Raw genomic sequence first — 20,457 nt, forward strand, 5'->3', positions numbered from 1 at the left:
GGGTTTCAAGTAAGGTTTCGTGCATTTCGAGTTGTTCATTTAGATACACCAAACCTTGTTCATCAGCTTGGTAGCGTTTACGTAAGCCATCGAGGTCAAGATTGGCTTGCGCTATTTTCTCGTTGAGAATTTTATCTTCGCCACTGCGTAACGAGCGACGCTTATCAAATAGTTTGGCTTGGGTGTCGAGAATGGTTTGCACTCGAGGATCGTGTGTGAGCTCAAGTAAGCGGGGATCAAATTGTATTTGAGTTTGATCGCTGAGCTCCGCCTGTAAGCGATTCAGCCGCGCGAGGTCACTTTGCCACTGAGCTCGTAAGCCATGCAGTTGAGCATGGGCCTGTGAAGCATCTAAAGTGATCAGCAGATCGCCTTGTGCAACCGCCTGTCCATCTGCAATATGGATGGTCTTAACGATCCCTCCCTCTAAATGTTGGATAGGTTTACGCTTTGACTCGACGATAATAACTCCCGGAGCAATAGCCGCACTACTGAGTTTGGCGAATGTTGCCCAAAGCAGAAACCCAAACAACATCACTAATACAACGGCAAGTGACATTTTGCTGATGAAGCTCGACTTGAAGCTCAACTGGCGTGAATCTTTGTATTGAATTCCATTGGAACTAATTTGATGAAACATTGAATCAGCCATGGGATACCACCTGTTTTATCTCACCTACTTTGGCTAATTTATCCGCTTTTTGTGCTGTGGTTATTTCACCGTGATCTAGTGTGACAACCCAATCAACGTGGGGAATTAGCTCTCGCTGGTGGGAAATAAGTACCACCGCATTTCCCTGTTGCTGCTGTGTTGTTAGTAGTTGTTTGAAAGCGTTCAGCCTGATGCTATCAAGGTGAGCGTTCGCTTCATCGAGAACGAGTAATTTGGGGCGAAAATAAAGGGCGCGGGCGATCGCGATCGCTTGAGCAAGCCCCGTTGAAATGGGGATGCCAGTTGCGCCGAGAGGCGTATTGTACCCGTGCTCTAAGAGAACGATATCTTGATGGATACCAATACTTTTTGCTGCCGAGATAACCTCTTCGTCACTCATCATGTTATCGAAGTGAGCGATATTCTGTTTGATTGTGCCGGGTAAAAAATCAATTTTCTGTGGGACATAGCCAATGATGTGTTTTAGCTGACCAACATCCCATTGCGATAAGCTGGCATTGTCGATTCTTATTGAACCAGAGTTAGGTTGGAATAATCCGACCAACAGTTGGCACAATGCTGTCTTACCTGAGTCACTCGTTCCCATAATCATCACGCGATTACCGGGCTCTAATTTGAGTCGAATATTTTTCAGTAGTGGTAATTTAGCTTTGGGAGGGTACCAAGTAACATTATCAATATGCAGTGAGCCATTAACATCACTAAATTGGGTCGTCGTGCCGCCATTCGCTTGTTGGGAGAAATAGGCGGTAAGGCGATGATTAGCCGCAGAAGCGTGTTGCCATGCTTGCAGTGTACTGGCTAGTTGCTCAAAAGGTTGCAACACGCGCGACATTAAAATGGAACCTGCGATGATGCCCCCGGCAGACATGGTGTTTTCGATCACCAACCAAGCCCCAATGGCCATAATCGCCATTTGCAATACGAAGCGTAAACATTTAGCGATAGAAGCCAGCGTGGCTGACGTTAGGCCGAGTTGCTGATCGTACCAAACCCTCTCGGCTGTCATATGTTGAAATTGTTGAGTTAAGCCGTCCATCAGGTATTGCGACTTAATGTTGTCGCGTTGGGTGCTGGCTTGCTCAGTGGCAAAACGACAAGCAGATGTCGCTGTTTGAGCCTCTGAATTTTGCTTGGCCTTACTTTTATAAATGTAAAAAGAAAAACCAGCGACCAGTGACACTGCACTTAGACCGACGACACCAACAATAGGGTGAAGGAGGAACATCACCAACAGAAATAACGGAGCCCAAATCATGTCGAAAGCGAGGGAAAAGGCAGGGGAGACCATGAATGATTTTATTTCTCGGACATCTTGCAGGTGGGCATTATTTTTTTCGCCCGAACGCATGATGGCTTGATATAAAAAACTTGATCCTATGGCATCTAATTTTGCTGATTTTTGTTGTAAGTAACGATTTTTTAGAATGTCCAGAATCGATTGGATAACCAGCAGGAAAATCACAATGAGGCTGATCAAAAATAAGGTATCAAGACTTCGGCTGGTGAGGACGCGGTCAAAAACTTGCAAGCTATAAATGGGTACAACCAAAATAAGAGCATTGAGAATAAACCCTGCCACAATAAGCGTATAGAACACCGTCTTATTAAATGGTGTTAGTTGATCCCAATCGTTCTTTTTGATTTCCATCTCAACCAATGCTGCCTTGCCTAAAATTGACGCAATCCTAACATTGTAATATTCGACATTGCGAGAGAGGAGACTAGGGGATATTAGGATTAAATAATGTGCGGTATAATTTTATTTATAAAAAACATTGGGATAATAAGGGTTTCCTATTTTTAAGAAACCCTTTGAATAGATCTATTATTTAAATGTTGACCAAATTGGAGCGTGGTCAGATGGCTTGTCAATACCGCGCAAAACATAATCGATATCAGATTCGATACATTTTTGGGCTAAAGATTGGGTGGCGAGAATAACATCAATGCGCAGTCCACGGTTGTCATCAAAACCACGTGAGCGATAATCAAACCAAGAGAACTTGTCGGTGACATCTGGGTGAATTTGGCGGAAGGTATCAATAAATCCCCAGTCCAATAGGCTTTTAAGCCATTCACGCTCTTCTAATTGGAATGAACACTTGCCTGTCTTTAACCAACGTTTTCGGTTTACTTCACCAATGCCAATATCTGAATCTAATGGACTGATATTAATGTCACCCATTACGATGATATTTTCATCTTTATTATGGTGCTCATTCAAATATGTCATCAAGTCTTTATAGAATTGGCGCTTATATGGGTATTTGGTTTCATGGCTAATATTATCGCCTTGAGGGAAGTAGCCATTCAAAATCGTGGTTTTTTCGCCATTTTCGTCAGCAAATGTCGCCATGATCATGCGCTTTTGATGCTCATCATCGTCAGTAGGAAAACCTTTCTGTACCGAAATTGGCTCATGTTTACATAGCATGGCGACACCGTAGTGGGCTTTTTGGCCATGGAAATAAACGTGATATCCCATCGCTTCGACAGCTTCTAACGGGAAGGCTTCATCATGCACTTTGATTTCTTGCAGACCAATCACATCCGGTTGATGCTTTTCAATCAGAGCTTGAAGTTGATGCAGTCTTGCGCGCAAGCCATTAATATTGAAAGAAACTACTTTCATCTTGGATTCCTTGTCTAATTCTTTTTCAATGGAGACGATGTTTAGGCTACGTACCAATAGCCAAGGTTAATCAGAGCCCGAAATGTTTGACGTGTGTCATGTTGAGGAAAACAAGTGATCTCTTCACTGTTAAAGCGCTCATTGTCGCACAGTAGCTCTAATAGTTGCTGATCATCGCTGTTGATCACAAAGCATTCGCCGTTAACAAACAATTGCTCGGAATTGCCCTCGAGGTAAAGTGTTTTCAATCCAGCCACTTTTTCCCATAAGGTATTTTGCGTTAACAACTCATTGATTTCATCGAGGCTATATTCTTCATCAGCTTCAATAATGTTCATTTGGTGACGAGATTGGCTTAATTGAGTGGCGATAAACGTTTCAATCGCATCCTCGGCATTCAAGGCATTACGTAACATTTGCTTGAGCGTATTGAGGCTGTGCTGACCAATTTGGCCATGTTGATCCTGCGCAGGCATCGCGGGATCATGCATGTGCTGGTTGCCTAAATCATGGGCGATAAGATGATCGGCAAAGTGGCTAACAAGCTCTTGCTCAGTTGGTGAGCGATAGCCAAGAGAGTAACTTAAACTCGCTTCTAATGTGGTGCCCTCGTGAGGAAAACCGGGTGGAATGTACAGCATGTCACCCGGCATCAATGTGTCATCTATAATAGCGTCAAAGCCTTCGATTTGTCGCAGTGCTCCACCTTGAATGACTTCTTGATATTGGCCCACATCTTTTGCCCCTACTTTCCACTGGCGCTTACCTTGGCCTTGGACAATGAAAACATCATATTGATCGATGTGAGGACCTACGCCACCATGTGGGGCGGAGTAGCAGACCATGACATCATCAAACAACCATTGCGGCAGTTGTTTAAAAGGTTCGATAAGTTGCGCAGTTTCAGGATGCCAGTGGTTACAAGCTTGCACGATCAGTTGGCAATGGGTCTCTGGCAAGTTGTCAAAGAAGCTTTCTTCAAAGGGGCCGTGTTGCGCCGTCCATTGAGAATCTTTATTAGAAACAAAGCGAGAGTCGATCATTTCTTCTAACGAGAGGCCAGCCAGTTCTTCTGGGGTAATAGGGTCGGAAAACTCTTTAAAGGCATTTTTAATCACCACTGGTTTTTTTTGCCAGTAGGTTGCGAGAAATTCGGTGATATCAAAATTTAGTGTGAACATCTATGTTTCCGTTATGCTTTATTCGCCAATTTGGCTTCAAGATCAGACTGGACGATTTTAATCGCTTCTAATGCCGTTTGGGGGGCAACATTGTTGCTTTCTAATAAATAGATAAGATCAACAGCCAGTTTTATTTCATCGGGTGCATTGTCGAGCCCTGTAGCAGGTAACGTCATAATTATTGATGTCTCTCACGGTAGGTTATTTGTTTTTCAATTTTAAGCTTTGCTGCGCGGCAACGCTCGAGGCGCTGTTCGGTCGACAGCAAAGTCTGTTGTGCCGTCTGCTTCGCAAAAGGAGGGGCGGTTTCGAGTTCTGCGAGTTTGTCTCTCACCATCTCCATTAAACGTCTTTCCCAATCTTGATGTTGGGCCAATTCTTGATAGAGGACGTTAATTGGTTTTTGATAGTGGCTGTAGTGCTTAGGCTCATTTTTTCGAATCGGTTGAGTGGCAATTTCACGTTGCAGCGCTGCAACTTGAGCGTATAAACGCTCGGTGAGATATTCCGCTCGCAATGAGGTCAGGCGGCCACTTTCTTGTTCTCGAATAATGGTATCAAGCGTTGATTGTGTTTCTTTAACACAAGGAACCAGTAAGCGAGCTTTGCAATGAAAAAGTGTTTCATCAAACAAAGGTTGATGATGTTCACTGCGTCTGCGATCGATTTGCGCTGCTTGAACGGCAAGTTGCTCAAGCGTAGTAACGAGTTGTCTTAGTTGATTCATACAGCTACAAACCATGCGTCATAAGCGAGCTTTATCGCCAGTATACTAACGACGGTGACAAAGACAGGGCGAATAAAGTTGGCGCCAAAGCGAATCGCGGAATGTGCGCCGACAAATGCCCCCGCCATTAAACATACGCCCATGGTTAGGCCCAGAACCCAGTCAATATGCCCTAAGATAGCAAAAGTGATTAACGAGGTGAAATTACTGGTGAAGTTCATCGCTTTTGCGACGCCGGATGCCACCAAGATGTTCAACCGATAGAGTGCCATGGTACTCACGGTCCAAAATGCGCCAGTACCGGGTCCTGCAATGCCATCGTAAAAGCCGAGAATGAGCCCTTGTCCATATTGTTTTTTACGAAAGGTAGGGCAAGGTGGTGGCGGTTCATTACTGCTGTTCTTTGGTGTTTTGTGCCATATGGTATAGACCGCAGCAGCAAGGATAATCAGGGGTAATGTCTTCTCTAACCATTGGGTGCTGATGGCGTCGACCACTAAGGTACCGATAATCGCGCCAATCAGTGTCGCAAAAAAGAACGGCCCCAACAGCGAGGTTTGAATAAACGTTTTTTGTAATAGGTAAAAGCGGCGGTTGATGATGCAAAGCTTGCCGCCAATTTATTCGTACCGAGAGCGACATGCGGTGGTAGGCCTAAAGAGAGCAAAGTAGGGACGGTCAGCATGCCTCCGCCCCCCGCGACAGCATCGATAAATCCAGCAAAAAATGCGACAAGCGCTAATACCAACAACATGGTTGGTTCCAACATTTCCATTGATTCTTCTTCTATTTATGATGTGGCCTTATCTAGGCCACTTATTCAATAACGCGTTTAAAAGGTGGTAATGAGTCAAGTAGTGACTTGCCATAGCGTTTCGTCACAATGCGTCGGTCCAAGATGATCACCTTGCCAGAGTCCCGTTCTTTGCGTAGTAAGCGGCCCACTGATTGGATCAGTTTTTTACTCGCTTCTGGTACGGTAATCTGCATAAAAGGATTGCCCCCTTTTTGCTCGATATACTCGGCATGCGCCTGTTCCACGGGTGAGGTAGGAACCCCAAACGGGATTTTGGTAATAATCAAGTTCTCGAGTAGCTCTCCAGGAAGATCTAAGCCTTCAGAAAAACTGCCTGTACCAAACAATATGCTGGTCATTTGGCATTGGACGAGCGTTTTATGTTTATTGAGAATTTCTGAGCGCGACTCTTTACCTTGAACTTGCAATGCCCAACCTTTTTTTATGAAAGAGGATTCAAGTGCCTGAGCTACTTGGTTCATCTGCCAATAAGAAGAGAATAAAACTAAGTTGGCCTGTTTGTCTGCAATTAGGTTAGGCAGAATATCAATAAGATATTCCGTAAACTCACTTGCTTGCGGCTCATACTTCATTTTAGGGATGTGCAATTCAGCCTGATTTTGATAATCAAAAGGCGAAGCAAGAGCGAGGAAGCGTGTGCCATCCTCCGCTTTTTCACTGATCCCAGCCTGACGGCAATAAAAGTTAAATGAGTTAAGAGCGCGCATAGTCGCTGAAACGAGTACCGCCCCTAAACAACGGCTCCAGATTTGCTGATCGAGTTGCCAGCCTACTTCTAATGGCGAAACGTTGACTACAAAATCGCCTTCTCGCTCGTTGCTCGTTTCTAGCCAGCGAGCAAGAGGTGCTCCTTTCTCTCGTTGCGGCTCAGCCATTAAACGCCAAACCTGCGCGAGATTATCCATTCTTTGAATATAGAAGCCGAGCTCTGCAAGTGCTGGTTCTGCCAAACGTGCGCCAATTTCGCCATCTTTAACTCGCTCGGCAATTAGATCAGCAATTTTAGCGGTCGCTTGCGCGCCTTTTTGTGACAGAATTTTTAGTTGTTTTGATTCTTCCTCAAGCCATGTTGGCAACTCGCCGTGCTCAAAACGATACAGACCATCAACGAAATGAGCTGGGTCAAATCGAGCAGTGAGCTGAGATAACGCTGGAATCAATTGTTGGATAGAGTCTTGTAGCTCATTACGAAAACGACCTACGCGCTTCTCATCGGCTAAGCCAGCAAACTTACTAACGGATTGGTTTAGCCGCTCAAGCCAAGTGGCTGCGCCTTTGAGACTGGCCGCCGCTGATGAGTGATCACGCGCCACATGCGGTAAGTGATGCGCTTCATCGAACACGTAAATGGTATTTTCTGGCTCGGGCAAAATCACGCCGCCGCCGAGATCGGCATCTGCCATCACCAAGCTGTGATTGGCAATAATGACATCGGCTTTATCCAGTTCAGAGCGTGCTTTTTGGAAGGGGCAACCGCGATGTGATGGCATGCTGTTGTTACAGCTATGCTTATCACTGACGATATGGCGCCATATTTCATCATCAATGGCTTTAGGCCAAGAGTCTCTATCACCATCCCATTTGCCTTGCTGAAAGGCTTTATGTAAGCGTTCAAGTAATTCGATATCTTTTTTCTTTGGTTTAGATTCAAACATCGCCATTTGACCGCCATCAGCCCCGCACGCAGTGGCGAGTTTTTCGGCGCAACAGTAGCGTTGACGTCCCTTGGCTAAAATAAAAGAAAATTCACGGTCGGTAATACGGCGAAACAGAGGCAAGTCTTTATTAATTAGCTGTTCTTGCAGTGCCACTGTCGCAGTTGAAATTACGACTTTGCGGTTATTTTGCACTGCGACAGGAATCGTCGCCATGAGATAGGCGAGTGATTTTCCGATCCCCGTTCCAGCTTCTGCCACGATAATACGGTTCGATTTATGATACTCACCGCACAGCGTTTTGGTAATTTCTGCAACAAGATAATTTTGTGCTCGACGCGGTACAAAGTTATCCAGTTGAGCTTGTAGGTTTTGATAACTTTTGCGGATGGATTGCTGTATTTTACTGTTTGACATACGGGCGCCTTTCTCGGGGAAAAGGAGTGTAGCACACTTCTCTAATCGTTACGTAGTTCACGAAATAGAATCCTTTTCAACCAAATCTAGATCTCCTTCACAAAAAAAGATTGAACCTTCAGGAACTTAGAATTAATTCTAAATGTGAAAAATATCCTCAAGCAAAATGGCATTCAAAATAGCGTAAAACTCTGTCAAATTGATTTGGGTCGCATATTTATAGCTGTTAATGCTGTTTTTGCGACGAGCTTCATTTAGTGATAAAAGCATCACAATGGTTAGAAGTTAGTCGAAAAAGTTAGTGCAATAAGTGTAATAATTTGATTTATATGAATTTTATGTTTTTTTTATATTTCTGTTTTAGAAGATTTGACACACAGAGCAATCTTTTGCAATCTAGGCCTCGAAATTTGAGAGCGGTGATATCGAGCCATTGAAGAGCACGAATCACCACCAAAAAATACATAAAGGGAACCGGATATGGATTTCCCAATATTAAGAAAAGGCAGTGGATTATTATGAAAAAGACTCTAGTAGCTCTTTCAGTACTTTTTGCAGCAACATCTGCACAAGCGATCGAACTTTACAACCAAGACGGCGTATCTGTTGATCTAGTTGGTGATATCGAAGTTACTTACCAAAACTCTTTCTCTGACAGCTCAATGAAGCAACAAATTGAAGATGCAGATTTCGGTTTTGACGCTCGTTACGCTCTAAATGACGACCTACAATTTGGTGCTTTCTGGGGCTACGATGGTTCTGATTCTAACAACGCAGAAGTAACTCGCAGCGGCGACATTTACGTAGCGCTTTACTCTCAAACTTACGGTTCTATCAAGTTTGGTCGTCTATGTACTGCTGTCGATGACCTAGGTGGCATTACTAGCGATTACCAATTTGACGTAAACAAACTGTACAATGGTGCGTCTGGTGACTTCGCATGTCATGACGAAGCAATCCGTTACGATTACGACAACGGTTCTTTCTACACAACTCTTGGCTTCGTACAAGACAAGATGGGTAACCCAGATGTATTTAAACTAGGCGCAACTGGTGTTTCAGTTGTTGAAGCAACAAATGTAAACTACTACGATTCTCGCTTTGGTTACCGTGTGGCTGATTTTGACCTATCTGCTTTCTACGCAAACGTAGACCACAAAGAAGCTGGTGAGTCTAACGAACACGCTTACGGTCTTGAAGTTGATTACTCAGGTCTTGAAAGCATCCGTCTAGGTCTTGGCTACTACGCAACTGATCTTGATGGTGAAGGCGATGACGCAGATGTTTACACCGTTGGTGCTGACTACTACCTAGGCAAATGGACATTCGCAACTGCTTACTCTCTAGCTGCACAACAAAATGCAGAAGACGTAAACAGCTGGTTCCTAAACGCAGGCTACAACCTAGCGCCGAACACTACAGTGTACGCTGAAGTTGCTGGTAACGACGGTAAAACTGATGGCCGCGATAACACAACAGCAATGGCTGTAGGTGTTAAAGCATCATTCTAAGAATGAGCTAACATAGTTATACTAAAGCCACCTTCGGGTGGCTTTTTCAATTTCCTTATAAAAACAGATATTCTTCAGGAGTTTTCTTTGAACGCTAAAGGCTTTATCGCATTCGCTGCAACCTTGCTTGCACTTCCTCTTCATGCCGCGGAGATCACAGCAAGTCGCGGTGTTTCTATTTTGTATATCAACGGCCAAGCAGCTGAGCAAAAAATAGGTATTAATAAGGTTGGTGAAGGATTTACTCAAGTTGTTGTCCAGTTAGATGATAAGTTAGGTAAGGGAAATGTTTTTACGTCAAAACCTTATGTGATCAACTTTGATGCTCAAGATAAAGATTACAAAATAACGCTGCCTAAGTTTTACAGTGAGATGGCTGCTAAAGAAGAATTTGCCAAAGCATCACCTAACTGGGGATTAGAATCAAATGGCAGCGAAGTTGAATTCGATCAAGCCCTACTAGAAGGCAAAAAGGGCTTTATGCCTTACGGGGGCATGGAAAACTTGATTGCTGAGCACAATAAACAACGCGGCATTTACTTCCAAAATGGTCAGCTGATTGATGCGCCGGTTGCAGTAGAAACAGCCGCGGTAACAAGCTCTGTGGTAAAGAGTAGCCAACCAAAAGCGACGACAGTGGCGACAAAAAATGTCGATCAATTGAAAGCTTGGTACTTGCAAGCAAGCAAAGAAGAGCGTAAAGAATTCCGTCGTTGGATGATCGATCAAGAGTAGTCGATACTTTCATGACTATAAAAAGGGTTGGCATTGCCAACCCTTTTTGCATTCTATTGTTTAATCTTTACTTAAAGCATTCCGGTTTGTTCAGCGCGCTCTCAATGGCTGTGACAAGCTTTTCGATATGCTCTGGTTGGCTAATAAACGGCGGCATCATATAAATTAGTTTGCCAAATGGGCGGACCCATACCCCTTGTTCAACAAAGTGGGCTTGAATCACTTCCATGTTGACGGCAACCGTAGCTTCCACCACGCCGATTGCGCCCAACCAGCGCACTTGTTTAACTAATGGGTGCTCTGCCAGTTGAGGCAGTAGCTGCGAAAATTGCAGCTCAATAGCTTTCGTTTGCGTTTGCCACTCGCCGTGCTCAAGAATTTCCATACTGGCATTCGCCACGGCGCAGGCAAGAGGGTTACCCATAAAGGTGGGTCCATGCATGAAGCAGCCGGCTTCTCCGCCGCACACCGTATTTGCGACGTGTGAGGTGGTCAGTGTGGCGGATAACGTCATATAACCGCCGGTTATCGCTTTGCCAAGGCATAAAATATCCGGTTCGATTTGTGCGTGTTCATAGGCAAACAGCTTACTAGTGCGGCCAAATCCAGTTGCGATTTCATCTAAGATCAGTAACACCCCAAACTCATCACACAAACGGCGTACACCTTGGAGGAATTTTGGGTGGTAAATACGCATGCCACCGGCTCCTTGCACGATTGGCTCTAAGATTACCGCCGCAATATCACGGTGGTGCAGGGTGAGTTTGGCTTTGAAGTCATCCAGATCACTCTCATCCCATTGCTGCCAGAATTCAGTTTTTGGTGATTGAGCAAAGATATGTTGAGGCAGAAAACCTTTGTAGAGTGAATGCATGGAGTTGTCAGGATCTGTGACTGACATCGCCGCAAAGGTGTCACCATGGTAGCCATCACGTAAAGTGAGAAATTGACTGCGTGATTCGCCTTTTGCCTGCCAATATTGCAAGGCCATCTTTAAGCTTACTTCCACCGCAACAGAACCCGAGTCGGCGAGAAACACATGCTGTAAAGGCTCTGCGGTCATCGCAACCAATTTCTTACACAAATCAATCGCGGGTTGATGAGTGATACCACCAAACATAACATGAGAAACTTGATCAATTTGTCGATGAGCGGCTTGGTTAAGGTGCGGATGATTGTAGCCATGAATCGCTGACCACCAAGAGGACATACCATCGACGAGCGCTCTATCATCTTCCAGATATAAGTAAACGCCTTCAGCGCGGCTTACCGGATAGCAGGTCAGAGGTGTTAAGGTCGACGTGTAGGGATGCCAGATATGACGGCGATCAAACGCTAAATCCATGAGAAGTTCCATTTTATATTTGATTGAAATTTAACCATCTGTAAACTTTGGTTTTTCATTTGTGTTGACAGTCTAACGGCTGTGGTTAGACTAGCCAAGAGCAAAATTATAGTGAGCACTCTAGTTCGACTCTGAACTAGCAAGGATATAAAAAGGAAAACACGTGGAAGTTCGTCATAACTGGACGGTTGCTGAAGTGCAGCAGCTTATGGAAAAACCGTTTATGGATCTGTTGTTTGAAGCGCAATTGGTTCATCGTCAATATCAACAGCACAATTACGTACAAGTCAGCACTCTACTGTCAATTAAAACGGGCGCCTGTCCGGAAGATTGCAAATATTGCCCTCAGAGTGCTCGTTACACCACGGATGTAGAAAAAGAACGTTTAATGGAAGTTGAACGAGTGCTGGATGCTGCGCAAAAAGCCAAAAGTGCAGGCTCTACCCGTTTTTGCATGGGGGCTGCATGGAAAAACCCTAAAGAGCGTGATATGCCTCATTTGACCGAGATGATCAAAGGCGTGAAAGGGATGGGCTTGGAAACCTGTATGACCTTGGGGATGTTAACACCCGATCAAGCTGAAAAACTCGCGGGTGCAGGTCTTGATTACTACAACCACAACCTTGACACCTCGCCAGAATTTTACGGCAACATTATTACCACGCGTACTTACCAAGATCGCCTTGATACTTTATCGCATGTCCGTGATGCAGGTATGAAAATTTGCTCTGGTGGCATTATCGGCATGGGGGAGAGCGCCAGCGATCGTGCCGGCTTGTTTGTAGAACTGGCTAACTTGCCCACTCACCCAGAAAGTGTTCCGATTAATATGTTAGTGAAGGTCAAAGGCACGCCACTGGAAAGTGTTGAAGATGTTGAGCCATTTGATTTCATTCGCTTGATTGCGGTAGCACGGATCATGATGCCACTTTCGGCTGTGCGCTTGTCCGCTGGCCGTGAAGATATGAACGAACAGATGCAAACTTTGTGCTTTATGGCAGGTGCCAACTCGGTTTTCTATGGTTGCAAGTTGCTAACCACGCCAAATCCATCTGAAGATAAAGACATGCAACTGTTTAATAAACTGGGTATCAACAGCCAACATGTTTCGCAACGCCCTGATGAAATTGAAGAGAGCGAATTGCTCGATCGCGTCGTTGAGCGTGTTGCCGCCAGACCTTCTGCAGATGATCTTTTCTATGAAGCTAACGTTTGATCAGCGTATAAAGCAAGCCCTTGCAGAGCGTCAAACGCAAGGCTTGCAACGGCAACTGATGCAGTTAGATAACGCTAACAGCGTCAGCCTTTACCAACAACGTCAGCATTACCTTAATTTTTCCAGCAATGATTACCTCGGTTTAGCTCGTGATGGCTCTTTGGCGGAAGCGTGGAAGAAAGGCATCGACTTATTGGGTAATGGCAGCGGTTCTTCTCCGTTAGTCACGGGGTTTAGTCATGCCCATCAAGCGTTGGAACACCGTCTGTGTGAGTGGCTGGGTTACTCACGTGCGATTCTCTTTGGCTCAGGTTTTTCTGCGAACCAAGCCATGATTTTTGCGTTAATGCAAAAAGGGGATTTGTTGCTGCAAGACAAGCTCAATCATGCTTCTTTGATTGAGGCGGGAATGTTATCTGCGGCGACAATGAAGCGTTTCAAACACAACGATATCGAACACTTAGAAAACTTGCTTGAAGGCCATCCATTGGTCGTCACCGAAGGTGTATTTAGTATGGATGGCGATTTGGCGCCTTTGCCTGCCATCGCGAATATCACCCAGGACAATGCTTGGCTAGCGGTGGATGATGCTCACGGTATTGGAGTGTTAGGTCAAGGCCGTGGTAGTTGTCATCAGGCTGGAATAAAACCGCAGCTACAGGTGGTGACATTTGGTAAAGCATTTGGTTTATCTGGCGCAGCGATATTGTGTGATGAGCAAACCGGAGATTATTTGACCCAATTTGCCCGCCACCATGTCTACTCTACGGCTATCCCGCCTAGTCTAGCTTATGCACTGACTCATGCGATTGACATGATTGATGCTCAGCAATGGCGAAGGGATAAGTTGCAGCAACTGCAAGCTTGTTATGATGAGTTGTGCGGGCAACTGCCCGGCTATGTTGAAACGCAAACCCCGATTAAGCCTTTACTTATCGCTAGCAGTGAACGGGCATTGTCAGTCGCCACTAAACTAAGAGAGAAAGGTTTTTGGCTTACCGCGATTAGACCACCAACGGTTCCCGTTGATGGTGCGCGACTGCGTATCACGTTAACCGCTGCCCACACGCTAGAACAAGTGACCCAGTTGTCAGCGGCATTAAAAGTTGCGTTGGAGGTTTAGTGACATGAATCCTGCATTACGAGCGAATGTTCTCGATATGGATAACAGATATAGCGATAAAGAGGCCATCGCTGAAGCGTTTGGTAAAGCGGCGCAGGGCTATGATCAGCATGCCGCGTTTCAACGTGAAGTCGGTGCGCGTTTAATTGGTCTTTTACCGTCGGATTTATCCTCTTGGCGCATTCTTGATCTGGGTTGCGGTACTGGCTATTTTAGCCAGCAGTTACGAGATCGGGGGGCAAATGTTGTAGCCTTAGATCTCTCAGCTTCGATGCTTGAGCAAGCCCAAAAACGTTGTGGTAATGATGGTATAACTTATCAACAAGGCGATGCAGAACAGTTGCCATTTGCGGATAATCAATTTGATTGTGTCTTCTCAAGCTTGGCTCTGCAATGGTGTCAGGATCTTGCAATACCGTTACGAGAAATGAGCAGAGTAACGAAACCCGGTGGGCAATTGTTATTTTCGACCCTCTTGGATGGTTCACTGCGTGAGTTGAAACAGGCTTGGGCAAAAATTGACACATATCAACACGTCAACGATTTTATCTCGCTCAATCAGGTAAATATTGCGTTAGCTCAATCCCAGTGTCATACCCATCACTTAGACTTGCCCGAAATCGTGGTTTGGTATGGTTCTGCACTTGGCTTGATGCGAGATCTCAAAGGCATCGGGGCGAATCATGTCGCAGGGCGCTCTCAAGGTTTAACCAGCAAGCATTCGCTGAGACGACTTGAGCGTGAATATCAAACCTTTCGTCAAGAACATCAGGGTCTTCTACCCGCAACATATCAGGTTTGTTTGGGGATAATTAATCTATGATTGATGCATTTTTTATTGCAGGTACGGATACCGATGTTGGGAAAACTGTCGCGTCAAAAGCTATTTTAAACGCTTTAGCGGCAAAAAATTTACAGACGATAGGTTACAAACCTGTCGCTGCAGGCAGTGATAGAACGGAGCAGGGGTTGCGTAACTCTGATGCGTTATACCTACAAAATGCCGCTACGGTTGACGTGGATTACGACGACGTTAACCCTTATGCACTTGAGCTTCCAGCTTCTCCACATATTGCCGCTAAGCGTGAAAATGTGGTAATCGACTATGCGGTGTTAAGTGATAAATTAGCTCAGCATAAGCAGAACTCAGATATTGTCTTAGTCGAAGGTGCGGGTGGTTGGCGCGTGCCGGTATCAGACAGTGACTGTTTGTCGACGTGGGTACAACAAGAGAAGCTACCCGTCGTTTTGGTGGTTGGTATTAAACTGGGCTGTTTAAGCCATGCTTTACTGACTCTTGACGCCATTAAAGCTGATGGTCTTGAGCTAGCAGGTTGGGTAGCCAACCGCATCAACCCAGGTACAGAAAACTACGCGGAAATTATTGAGATGTTAGAGCAAAAAATTTCCGCACCTAAAATTGGTGAAATTCCTTACGTACCGGCTGTTAAGCGTAAAGACCTTGCCAAGTATATTGATGTGTCTCCGTTACTTGGATAGAAAAGTTAAAGTTACACATCAAAAAAAGGCTGCCATTTGGCAGCCTTTTTTGTTGTATAAGCTTACATTTCAGCAGTCATGCCAAACAGAGCTGATTGTGTTTCAGCTACGCGCTGTTGCATTTGCTGATCTGTGGCTAAGCCGAGCTGTTGTTTAGCTTCATCTTCAGTAATGCCAAGGTGGCAGCACAACAGATCGATAGCCATTTGATAGTTGTTAGTTTCAACCATTTTTGCATTCCTTTGACGTTGTAGCGTTAACTTAAGTAACAAGCGAATATCTGTATCCTTAGAAATCTAGCACTTTTTCACTGGTCTACAATAAGACCAAAGTCTAACGTATTGGCGAGTATTTTGAGGTTTAGCGGCTTTTCAGCGCTTGGGCAAGATATTCAAGGTGCAAACAAATGTTTCAATTTACTTCTAGCCCTTGTGTTTAAAGTCATTAAGCTATATCTATATGCTAACCGGATGAGTTGAATCAGATGGTAGACTAAAGGCTGCGGTGTAATTTATCTTTAACTCGATATTCTATGCACGTAAGCCACTAACAAAAAGCTTTCTGTTTCGGAGAAAAGTAATGAAACGAGTCATGTTATTCCTAGCAACCAACTTAGCCGTTGTATTGGTTCTGAGTGTTGTTTTGAATATTGTTTATGCTGTTACGGGGATGCAGCCTGGTAGCCTATCTGGCCTATTGGTTATGGCGGCAGTATTTGGTTTCGGTGGTTCATTTATCTCATTGATGATGTCAAAGGGCATGGCACTGCGCTCTGTTGGCGGCATGGTGATTGAAAGTCCACGTAACGAAACAGAACATTGGTTGCTAGAAACGGTTCGTCGTCAATCGCAGCAAGTTGGTATTGGTATGCCAACGGTAGCGATTTATGAATCGGGAGATATCAACGCATTTGCAACCGGCGCAAAGCGTGATGATTCGCTTGTCGCGGTTTCGACGGGTCTATTGCACAACATGACTCGCGATGAAGCAGAAGCAGTGCTTGCTCATGAAGTGAGCCATATTGCCAATGGTGACATGGTCACGATGACGCTAATGCAAGGCGTAGTGAACACATTCGTTATCTTCTTATCACGTTTTATTGCCAACATCGTGTCATCCAACAGTGATGAAGAAGGTGAAGGTGGCAGCAATATGATGGTGTATTTTGGCGTATCGATGGTGCTTGAGCTGGTATTTGGTTTCTTAGCAAGCTTCCTGACTATGTGGTACAGCCGTCATCGCGAATTCTACGCGGATGCGGGCGCAGCTCAGTTAGTCGGTAAAGAGAAAATGATCGCAGCGTTGGAACGTTTAAAAATGAGTCACGAATCTCAACTCGAAGGCTCAATGATGGCGTTTGGTATTAATGGCAAAGCGTCAATGACGGAACTGTTAATGAGTCACCCACCGTTAGATAAACGTATTGCCGCATTACGTAACGGTTTGTAACGACTATACTCAGGTAACATCATCAAATTATTAAAGAAAGGCTTGGATAATATCCAAGCCTTTTTTGATCCATTCGTATTTGCTTACGTAATCTTCACTAAGTTATACAAAAATAAAGTTGTACAACTTTGTTTGTTGTTCTAAGTTTATTGTACACAAATAAATAGTGTACAAGTCTAAGTGAGGTTTAGCATGGATGTTGCCGCGGTTGGTTCGATATACCAACAACTGAATAAATCGAATCTGTATTTGCTGGATGATGTCTATCACCGAGACGTTGTCTTTGAGGATGCGGCGCACCGACTTGAAGGGTGGGATGAGTTAAAACGGTATTTTGACGCCCTTTATCGCAATGTTCAGCGTTGCCAGTTCGATATCCAAGATCTTCAGCAGCAGGGAAATGCGGGGTTTATCACTTGGACGATGGCGCTGGAGCATCCTAAGCTACAACGAGGTAATACTATCTATGTCAATGGTGTTAGCCATCTTAAATTTTCCGACGGTAAAGTCATCTATCACCGTGATTACTTCGATCTCGGAGAAATGCTATATGAGAACTTGCCGCTGCTTGGCTCTGTGATCCGAACCATTAAACAGAGGCTTGGCGAATGAAAACGGTTTTTATTACTGGCGCTACCTCAGGTATTGGCTATCAACTCGCCGCTGACTACCTTAACTCTGGGGCTCGTGTTGTGGCTTGTGGACGCAATCAAGCGGCATTAGATACGCTTCATACTGACAATCACAGTCTGGAAACACTCTGTTTTGACCTCACGAATCGAGAACAAACTCAGCACACAATTTCGGCGATGCAATCATCTCCGGATGTGTGGATTTTTAACGCCGGAGATTGTGAGTATATAGAGAAGGGGGAGTTAGATAGTGAGTTAATAAGGCGGGTATTTGAGGTCAACGTGATGGGTTTAGTGCATGCGATTGAAGCGGCGCAAACACATTTTACTGCTGGTACTCATGTCGTTGTTGTTGGTTCGATATCCAGCGAGCTTGCTTTACCCAGAGCAGAGGCGTATGGCGCATCGAAATCAGCGGTGAGTTATTTAGCGCGAACACTGCAGCAGACCCTCAAGCCGCGAGGCGTGCGAGTTACGGTGGTTTATCCAGGCTTCGTGCGTACGCCTTTGACACAAAAAAACACCTTTGCTATGCCGATGATGGTAGAGGTAGAACAAGCCTCTAAGGCGATTCGAGAAGGTATCGAGCGAGGCTCCAGTTACATTTATTTTCCGACTCGATTTACTCTCATCATACGTTTATTAAGTTTGCTTCCTTACCGTTGGCAAAATCTAATCACAGCGAAATTAATCCAAGAATAAAGGAAGATCACCATGAAAATTGCAATTGTCGGCACCGGTATTTCTGGATTAACTTGCGGTTACTACCTGAATAAAAATCACGATATAACGCTCTATGAGGCCAATGACTATATTGGTGGTCACACGGCAACAGTCGATGTTGAACTTAACGGACATTCGTTTGCTGTGGATACGGGCTTTATTGTTTATAACGATCGTACGTACCCTAATTTTATTCAGCTAATGGAAGAGATAGGTGTGAAAGGTTTGGCAACGGAGATGAGTTTTAGCGTCTCTAATCAAGCCAACGGTTTGGAATACAATGGCCATACGTTAACGACCTTGTTTGCACAAAAACGCAATTGGTTTAAACCTCGTTTCTACAAGTTCATTCTTGATATTTTACGTTTCAATAAACTGGTTAAAGCCCACGCGGGTGATCTTGGTGAGGACCATCAACAAAGTGAGCAAACCTTAGGGGATTTTCTCAACCAACATGGTTTTAATGATTATTTTAGTGACAATTATATTTTGCCAATGGGCGCGGCTATTTGGTCTTCTACCTTAGCGGACATGCGCGCTTTCCCTCTCGACTTCTTTGCCCGTTTCTTTCTTAATCATGGGTTGCTTGACGTGGTTAATCGCCCGCAATGGTATGTCATTGAGGGAGGCTCAAAACAATATATTCCCGCTTTAACGCGAGCGTTCGCTGATCGTATTCGTCTCTCTGCTCCGATTCAATCGGTATGGCGTGATGTCAACGGTGTGCATTTGATGGTGAATGGTACCGTTGAAAGTTATGACCAAGTTATTTTTGCTTGTCACAGCGACCAAGCTTTGGGGTTACTCGGTGATGCCACTGCGCAAGAACAGGAAGTTTTGTCAGCCTTAGCCTATCAAAATAATCAGGTGATATTACATACTGATACTTCGTTGTTACCGCAGCGTAAAGCGGCTTGGGCGGCTTGGAATTACCGCCTTACCGGGGATGAACAAGAACAAAAGACTCAACCAACGCTTACTTACAACATGAACATCTTGCAGCAGATTGAGTGCGAGGAAACGTTCTGCGTCTCCCTTAATAGTGAAATGCATATCGACCCGAGCAAAATATTGCGCACGTTTAACTATAGTCATCCAGTGTTCAATCATGACTCGATGCGCGCACAAGCACAGCGCGACACCATCAATGGCTGTGTGAATGCATGGTTTTGTGGCGCGTACTGGTACAACGGGTTTCATGAAGATGGTGTACGCAGTGCGCTTGACGTGGTTAAAGCAATCGAAGAGCAGTCCGCTAGCCTGATTACGCCACTAGAGCACAAAGGGGCGGCCTAAATGAACAGTTCTCTTTTGGTTGGTATGGTTCGCCATAAGCGCAGTGTTCCGGTGGTTCATGAATTGAATTATCCGCTTTTCATGCCCTGCTTGGATCTGGATGAACTTGATCAGGTCTTCACTCAGGTGTGGGGGATGGGGGCTGGTTGGTGGCATTGGGCTCGATTTCGTCGCCAAGATTATCTTGGTCAAGGCAGCTTAAAACAAGCGGTACTCGACAAGGTAGAACAACTGACTGGAGAGCGCTTAAAGGGCAAAGTAGAAGCCGTTATTCATCTTCGTTATCTCGGTATCTATTTTAGCCCAGTGAATTTTTATTACGTTTATGATTGTCATGGCGAGTGGCGTTATCTACTCGCAGAGGTGAGTAATACGCCTTGGAATGAGCGACACTACTATGCCATTCCTGCAACAGAATCGGGTCAGTTTGAGCATGAAAAATCATTCCATGTCTCACCATTTAACCCGATAGAACAATTATACCAATGGCGTATTAAGCCACTAAACAAAACGTTAAATATCCACTTAGAGTGCCACCGCAAAGAAAAAGAGTTCGAAGCTACGATGGCGATGAAAAAAACATCGTTGGATTCGAGTAGCCTCATTCGCCATTTGATCGCCACGCCAATTATGGCAGTAAAAGTCGTTATTGGGATTTACTGGCATGCGTTCAAGTTGTGGTGCAAAGGGGCACCTTTATATACCCACCCAAATGCAGATTCGCTAGAGAAGTCAGCTGACTGTGATCACAACAAGAGCTCGCAGCCAGCCAAGCGCACCACGCGTTCAACCAACAGAAATGATAAGCAAGGAGCATAGGAA

19 protein-coding genes and 2 pseudogenes are annotated in these 20,457 nt (G+C 44.9%); 11 read left to right on the forward strand and 10 right to left on the reverse strand.

The window, feature by feature from the left end:
- From RH85_RS18310 to dinG, 8 genes and pseudogenes are all read right to left on the reverse strand, one after another.
- Window positions 1-652, reverse strand: a pseudogene (locus RH85_RS18310) (HlyD family type I secretion periplasmic adaptor subunit); the annotation flags it as partial.
- The gene (locus RH85_RS18315; RefSeq protein WP_006714209.1) at window positions 645-2,324 is read right to left on the reverse strand and encodes a type I secretion system permease/ATPase; all 1,680 of its coding nucleotides are present in this window, start codon (window positions 2,322-2,324) and stop codon (window positions 645-647) included. The pseudogene RH85_RS18310 and the gene RH85_RS18315, both read right to left, overlap by 8 nt.
- Window positions 2,325-2,501: 177 nt before the next feature.
- Window positions 2,502-3,308, reverse strand: a complete 807-nt coding sequence (gene xthA, locus RH85_RS18320; RefSeq protein WP_006714210.1) for an exodeoxyribonuclease III — start codon at window positions 3,306-3,308, stop codon at window positions 2,502-2,504.
- A gap of 41 nt (window positions 3,309-3,349) precedes the next feature.
- Window positions 3,350-4,489 carry a cupin domain-containing protein gene (locus RH85_RS18325; RefSeq protein ID WP_006714211.1) on the reverse strand — a complete coding sequence of 380 codons (1,140 nt, stop codon included), beginning with the start codon at window positions 4,487-4,489 and terminating at the stop codon, window positions 3,350-3,352.
- 11 nt (window positions 4,490-4,500) lie between these two features.
- A complete protein-coding gene (gene rsmS, locus RH85_RS18330; RefSeq protein ID WP_006714212.1) occupies window positions 4,501-4,665 on the reverse strand; it encodes a pleiotropic regulatory protein RsmS in 165 nt (54 codons plus the stop codon).
- Between the two features lie 2 nt (window positions 4,666-4,667).
- On the reverse strand, window positions 4,668-5,216 hold the full coding sequence (locus RH85_RS18335; RefSeq protein WP_006714213.1) for a primosomal replication protein: 549 nt from the start codon (window positions 5,214-5,216) through the stop codon (window positions 4,668-4,670).
- Window positions 5,213-5,991: pseudogene (locus RH85_RS18340) on the reverse strand (sulfite exporter TauE/SafE family protein). Before RH85_RS18340 ends, RH85_RS18335 begins: the two are co-directional and overlap by 4 nt.
- A 41-nt stretch (window positions 5,992-6,032) precedes the next feature.
- Entirely contained in the window at window positions 6,033-8,105 is a 2,073-nt protein-coding gene (dinG, locus tag RH85_RS18345) for an ATP-dependent DNA helicase DinG (protein WP_006714214.1), read from the reverse strand.
- A 518-nt stretch (window positions 8,106-8,623) separates the two neighbouring features.
- Between dinG and RH85_RS18350 the strand changes: the two genes are divergently transcribed.
- Window positions 8,624-9,616: a porin gene (locus RH85_RS18350; protein WP_006714215.1), complete on the forward strand. Its 993-nt coding sequence runs from the start codon at window positions 8,624-8,626 to the stop codon at window positions 9,614-9,616.
- Window positions 9,617-9,703: 87 nt separating this feature from the next.
- The gene (locus tag RH85_RS18355) at window positions 9,704-10,351 is read left to right on the forward strand and encodes a YccT family protein (RefSeq protein ID WP_006714216.1); all 648 of its coding nucleotides are present in this window, start codon (window positions 9,704-9,706) and stop codon (window positions 10,349-10,351) included.
- A gap of 67 nt (window positions 10,352-10,418) precedes the next feature.
- Here RH85_RS18355 and bioA read toward each other — a convergent pair whose 3' ends face one another.
- A complete protein-coding gene (gene bioA, locus RH85_RS18360) occupies window positions 10,419-11,696 on the reverse strand; it encodes an adenosylmethionine--8-amino-7-oxononanoate transaminase (RefSeq protein ID WP_006714217.1) in 1,278 nt (425 codons plus the stop codon).
- Window positions 11,697-11,859: 163 nt separating this feature from the next.
- Between bioA and bioB the strand changes: the two genes are divergently transcribed.
- The 4 genes from bioB to bioD are packed head-to-tail and all read left to right on the forward strand — an operon-like array spanning window position 11,860 to window position 15,535.
- On the forward strand, window positions 11,860-12,912 hold the full coding sequence (gene bioB, locus RH85_RS18365) for a biotin synthase BioB (RefSeq protein WP_006714218.1): 1,053 nt from the start codon (window positions 11,860-11,862) through the stop codon (window positions 12,910-12,912).
- The gene (gene bioF / locus RH85_RS18370; protein ID WP_006714219.1) at window positions 12,896-14,035 is read left to right on the forward strand and encodes an 8-amino-7-oxononanoate synthase; all 1,140 of its coding nucleotides are present in this window, start codon (window positions 12,896-12,898) and stop codon (window positions 14,033-14,035) included. The genes bioB and bioF overlap by 17 nt, the downstream gene beginning before the upstream one ends.
- Window positions 14,036-14,039: 4 nt before the next feature.
- On the forward strand, window positions 14,040-14,858 hold the full coding sequence (bioC, locus tag RH85_RS18375) for a malonyl-ACP O-methyltransferase BioC (protein ID WP_006714220.1): 819 nt from the start codon (window positions 14,040-14,042) through the stop codon (window positions 14,856-14,858).
- Window positions 14,855-15,535, forward strand: a complete 681-nt coding sequence (gene bioD, locus RH85_RS18380) for a dethiobiotin synthase (protein WP_006714221.1) — start codon at window positions 14,855-14,857, stop codon at window positions 15,533-15,535. The genes bioC and bioD overlap by 4 nt, the downstream gene beginning before the upstream one ends.
- A 62-nt stretch (window positions 15,536-15,597) precedes the next feature.
- Here the strand turns inward: bioD and RH85_RS23220 are convergent, their stop codons facing one another.
- Window positions 15,598-15,765, reverse strand: coding sequence for a hypothetical protein (locus tag RH85_RS23220; protein ID WP_006714222.1), 168 nt, complete (start codon window positions 15,763-15,765; stop codon window positions 15,598-15,600).
- 349 nt (window positions 15,766-16,114) lie between these two features.
- On the opposite strand from RH85_RS23220, the gene htpX reads away from it, so the two are divergent.
- The 5 genes from htpX (at window position 16,115) to RH85_RS18405 (ending at window position 20,454) form a co-directional block, all read left to right on the forward strand.
- Window positions 16,115-16,984: a protease HtpX gene (gene htpX, locus RH85_RS18385; RefSeq protein ID WP_006714223.1), complete on the forward strand. Its 870-nt coding sequence runs from the start codon at window positions 16,115-16,117 to the stop codon at window positions 16,982-16,984.
- A gap of 192 nt (window positions 16,985-17,176) precedes the next feature.
- Window positions 17,177-17,596 (forward strand): nuclear transport factor 2 family protein, encoded by a 420-nt coding sequence (locus RH85_RS18390; RefSeq protein WP_006714224.1) that lies wholly within the window; start codon window positions 17,177-17,179, stop codon window positions 17,594-17,596.
- Window positions 17,593-18,318 (forward strand): SDR family NAD(P)-dependent oxidoreductase, encoded by a 726-nt coding sequence (locus tag RH85_RS18395; protein ID WP_006714225.1) that lies wholly within the window; start codon window positions 17,593-17,595, stop codon window positions 18,316-18,318. Before RH85_RS18390 ends, RH85_RS18395 begins: the two co-directional genes overlap by 4 nt.
- Window positions 18,319-18,330: 12 nt before the next feature.
- Window positions 18,331-19,635 carry an NAD(P)/FAD-dependent oxidoreductase gene (locus RH85_RS18400; RefSeq protein ID WP_006714226.1) on the forward strand — a complete coding sequence of 435 codons (1,305 nt, stop codon included), beginning with the start codon at window positions 18,331-18,333 and terminating at the stop codon, window positions 19,633-19,635.
- The gene (locus RH85_RS18405; protein ID WP_006714227.1) at window positions 19,636-20,454 is read left to right on the forward strand and encodes a DUF1365 domain-containing protein; all 819 of its coding nucleotides are present in this window, start codon (window positions 19,636-19,638) and stop codon (window positions 20,452-20,454) included.
- The last annotated feature ends 3 nt before the right edge of the window (window positions 20,455-20,457 follow it).

Source organism: Vibrio ichthyoenteri ATCC 700023, assembly GCF_000222605.1.
Lineage (GTDB): Bacteria > Pseudomonadota > Gammaproteobacteria > Enterobacterales > Vibrionaceae > Vibrio > Vibrio ichthyoenteri.

Bases quoted from the DNA above. Each gene is read 5' to 3' on its own strand.
- RH85_RS18315 (WP_006714209.1), bottom strand. From the start codon at position 2,324: ATGGAAATCAAAAAGAACGATTGGGATCAACTAACACCATTTAATAAG.
- xthA (WP_006714210.1), bottom strand. From the start codon at position 3,308: ATGAAAGTAGTTTCTTTCAATATTAATGGCTTGCGCGCAAGACTGCAT.
- RH85_RS18325 (WP_006714211.1), bottom strand. From the start codon at position 4,489: ATGTTCACACTAAATTTTGATATCACCGAATTTCTCGCAACCTACTGG.
- rsmS (WP_006714212.1), bottom strand. From the start codon at position 4,665: ATGACGTTACCTGCTACAGGGCTCGACAATGCACCCGATGAAATAAAA.
- RH85_RS18335 (WP_006714213.1), bottom strand. From the start codon at position 5,216: ATGAATCAACTAAGACAACTCGTTACTACGCTTGAGCAACTTGCCGTT.
- dinG (WP_006714214.1), bottom strand. From the start codon at position 8,105: ATGTCAAACAGTAAAATACAGCAATCCATCCGCAAAAGTTATCAAAAC.
- RH85_RS18350 (WP_006714215.1), top strand. From the start codon at position 8,624: ATGAAAAAGACTCTAGTAGCTCTTTCAGTACTTTTTGCAGCAACATCT.
- bioA (WP_006714217.1), bottom strand. From the start codon at position 11,696: ATGGATTTAGCGTTTGATCGCCGTCATATCTGGCATCCCTACACGTCG.
- bioF (WP_006714219.1), top strand. From the start codon at position 12,896: ATGAAGCTAACGTTTGATCAGCGTATAAAGCAAGCCCTTGCAGAGCGT.
- bioC (WP_006714220.1), top strand. From the start codon at position 14,040: ATGAATCCTGCATTACGAGCGAATGTTCTCGATATGGATAACAGATAT.
- bioD (WP_006714221.1), top strand. From the start codon at position 14,855: ATGATTGATGCATTTTTTATTGCAGGTACGGATACCGATGTTGGGAAA.
- RH85_RS23220 (WP_006714222.1), bottom strand. From the start codon at position 15,765: ATGGTTGAAACTAACAACTATCAAATGGCTATCGATCTGTTGTGCTGC.
- htpX (WP_006714223.1), top strand. From the start codon at position 16,115: ATGAAACGAGTCATGTTATTCCTAGCAACCAACTTAGCCGTTGTATTG.
- RH85_RS18390 (WP_006714224.1), top strand. From the start codon at position 17,177: ATGGATGTTGCCGCGGTTGGTTCGATATACCAACAACTGAATAAATCG.
- RH85_RS18395 (WP_006714225.1), top strand. From the start codon at position 17,593: ATGAAAACGGTTTTTATTACTGGCGCTACCTCAGGTATTGGCTATCAA.
- RH85_RS18400 (WP_006714226.1), top strand. From the start codon at position 18,331: ATGAAAATTGCAATTGTCGGCACCGGTATTTCTGGATTAACTTGCGGT.
- RH85_RS18405 (WP_006714227.1), top strand. From the start codon at position 19,636: ATGAACAGTTCTCTTTTGGTTGGTATGGTTCGCCATAAGCGCAGTGTT.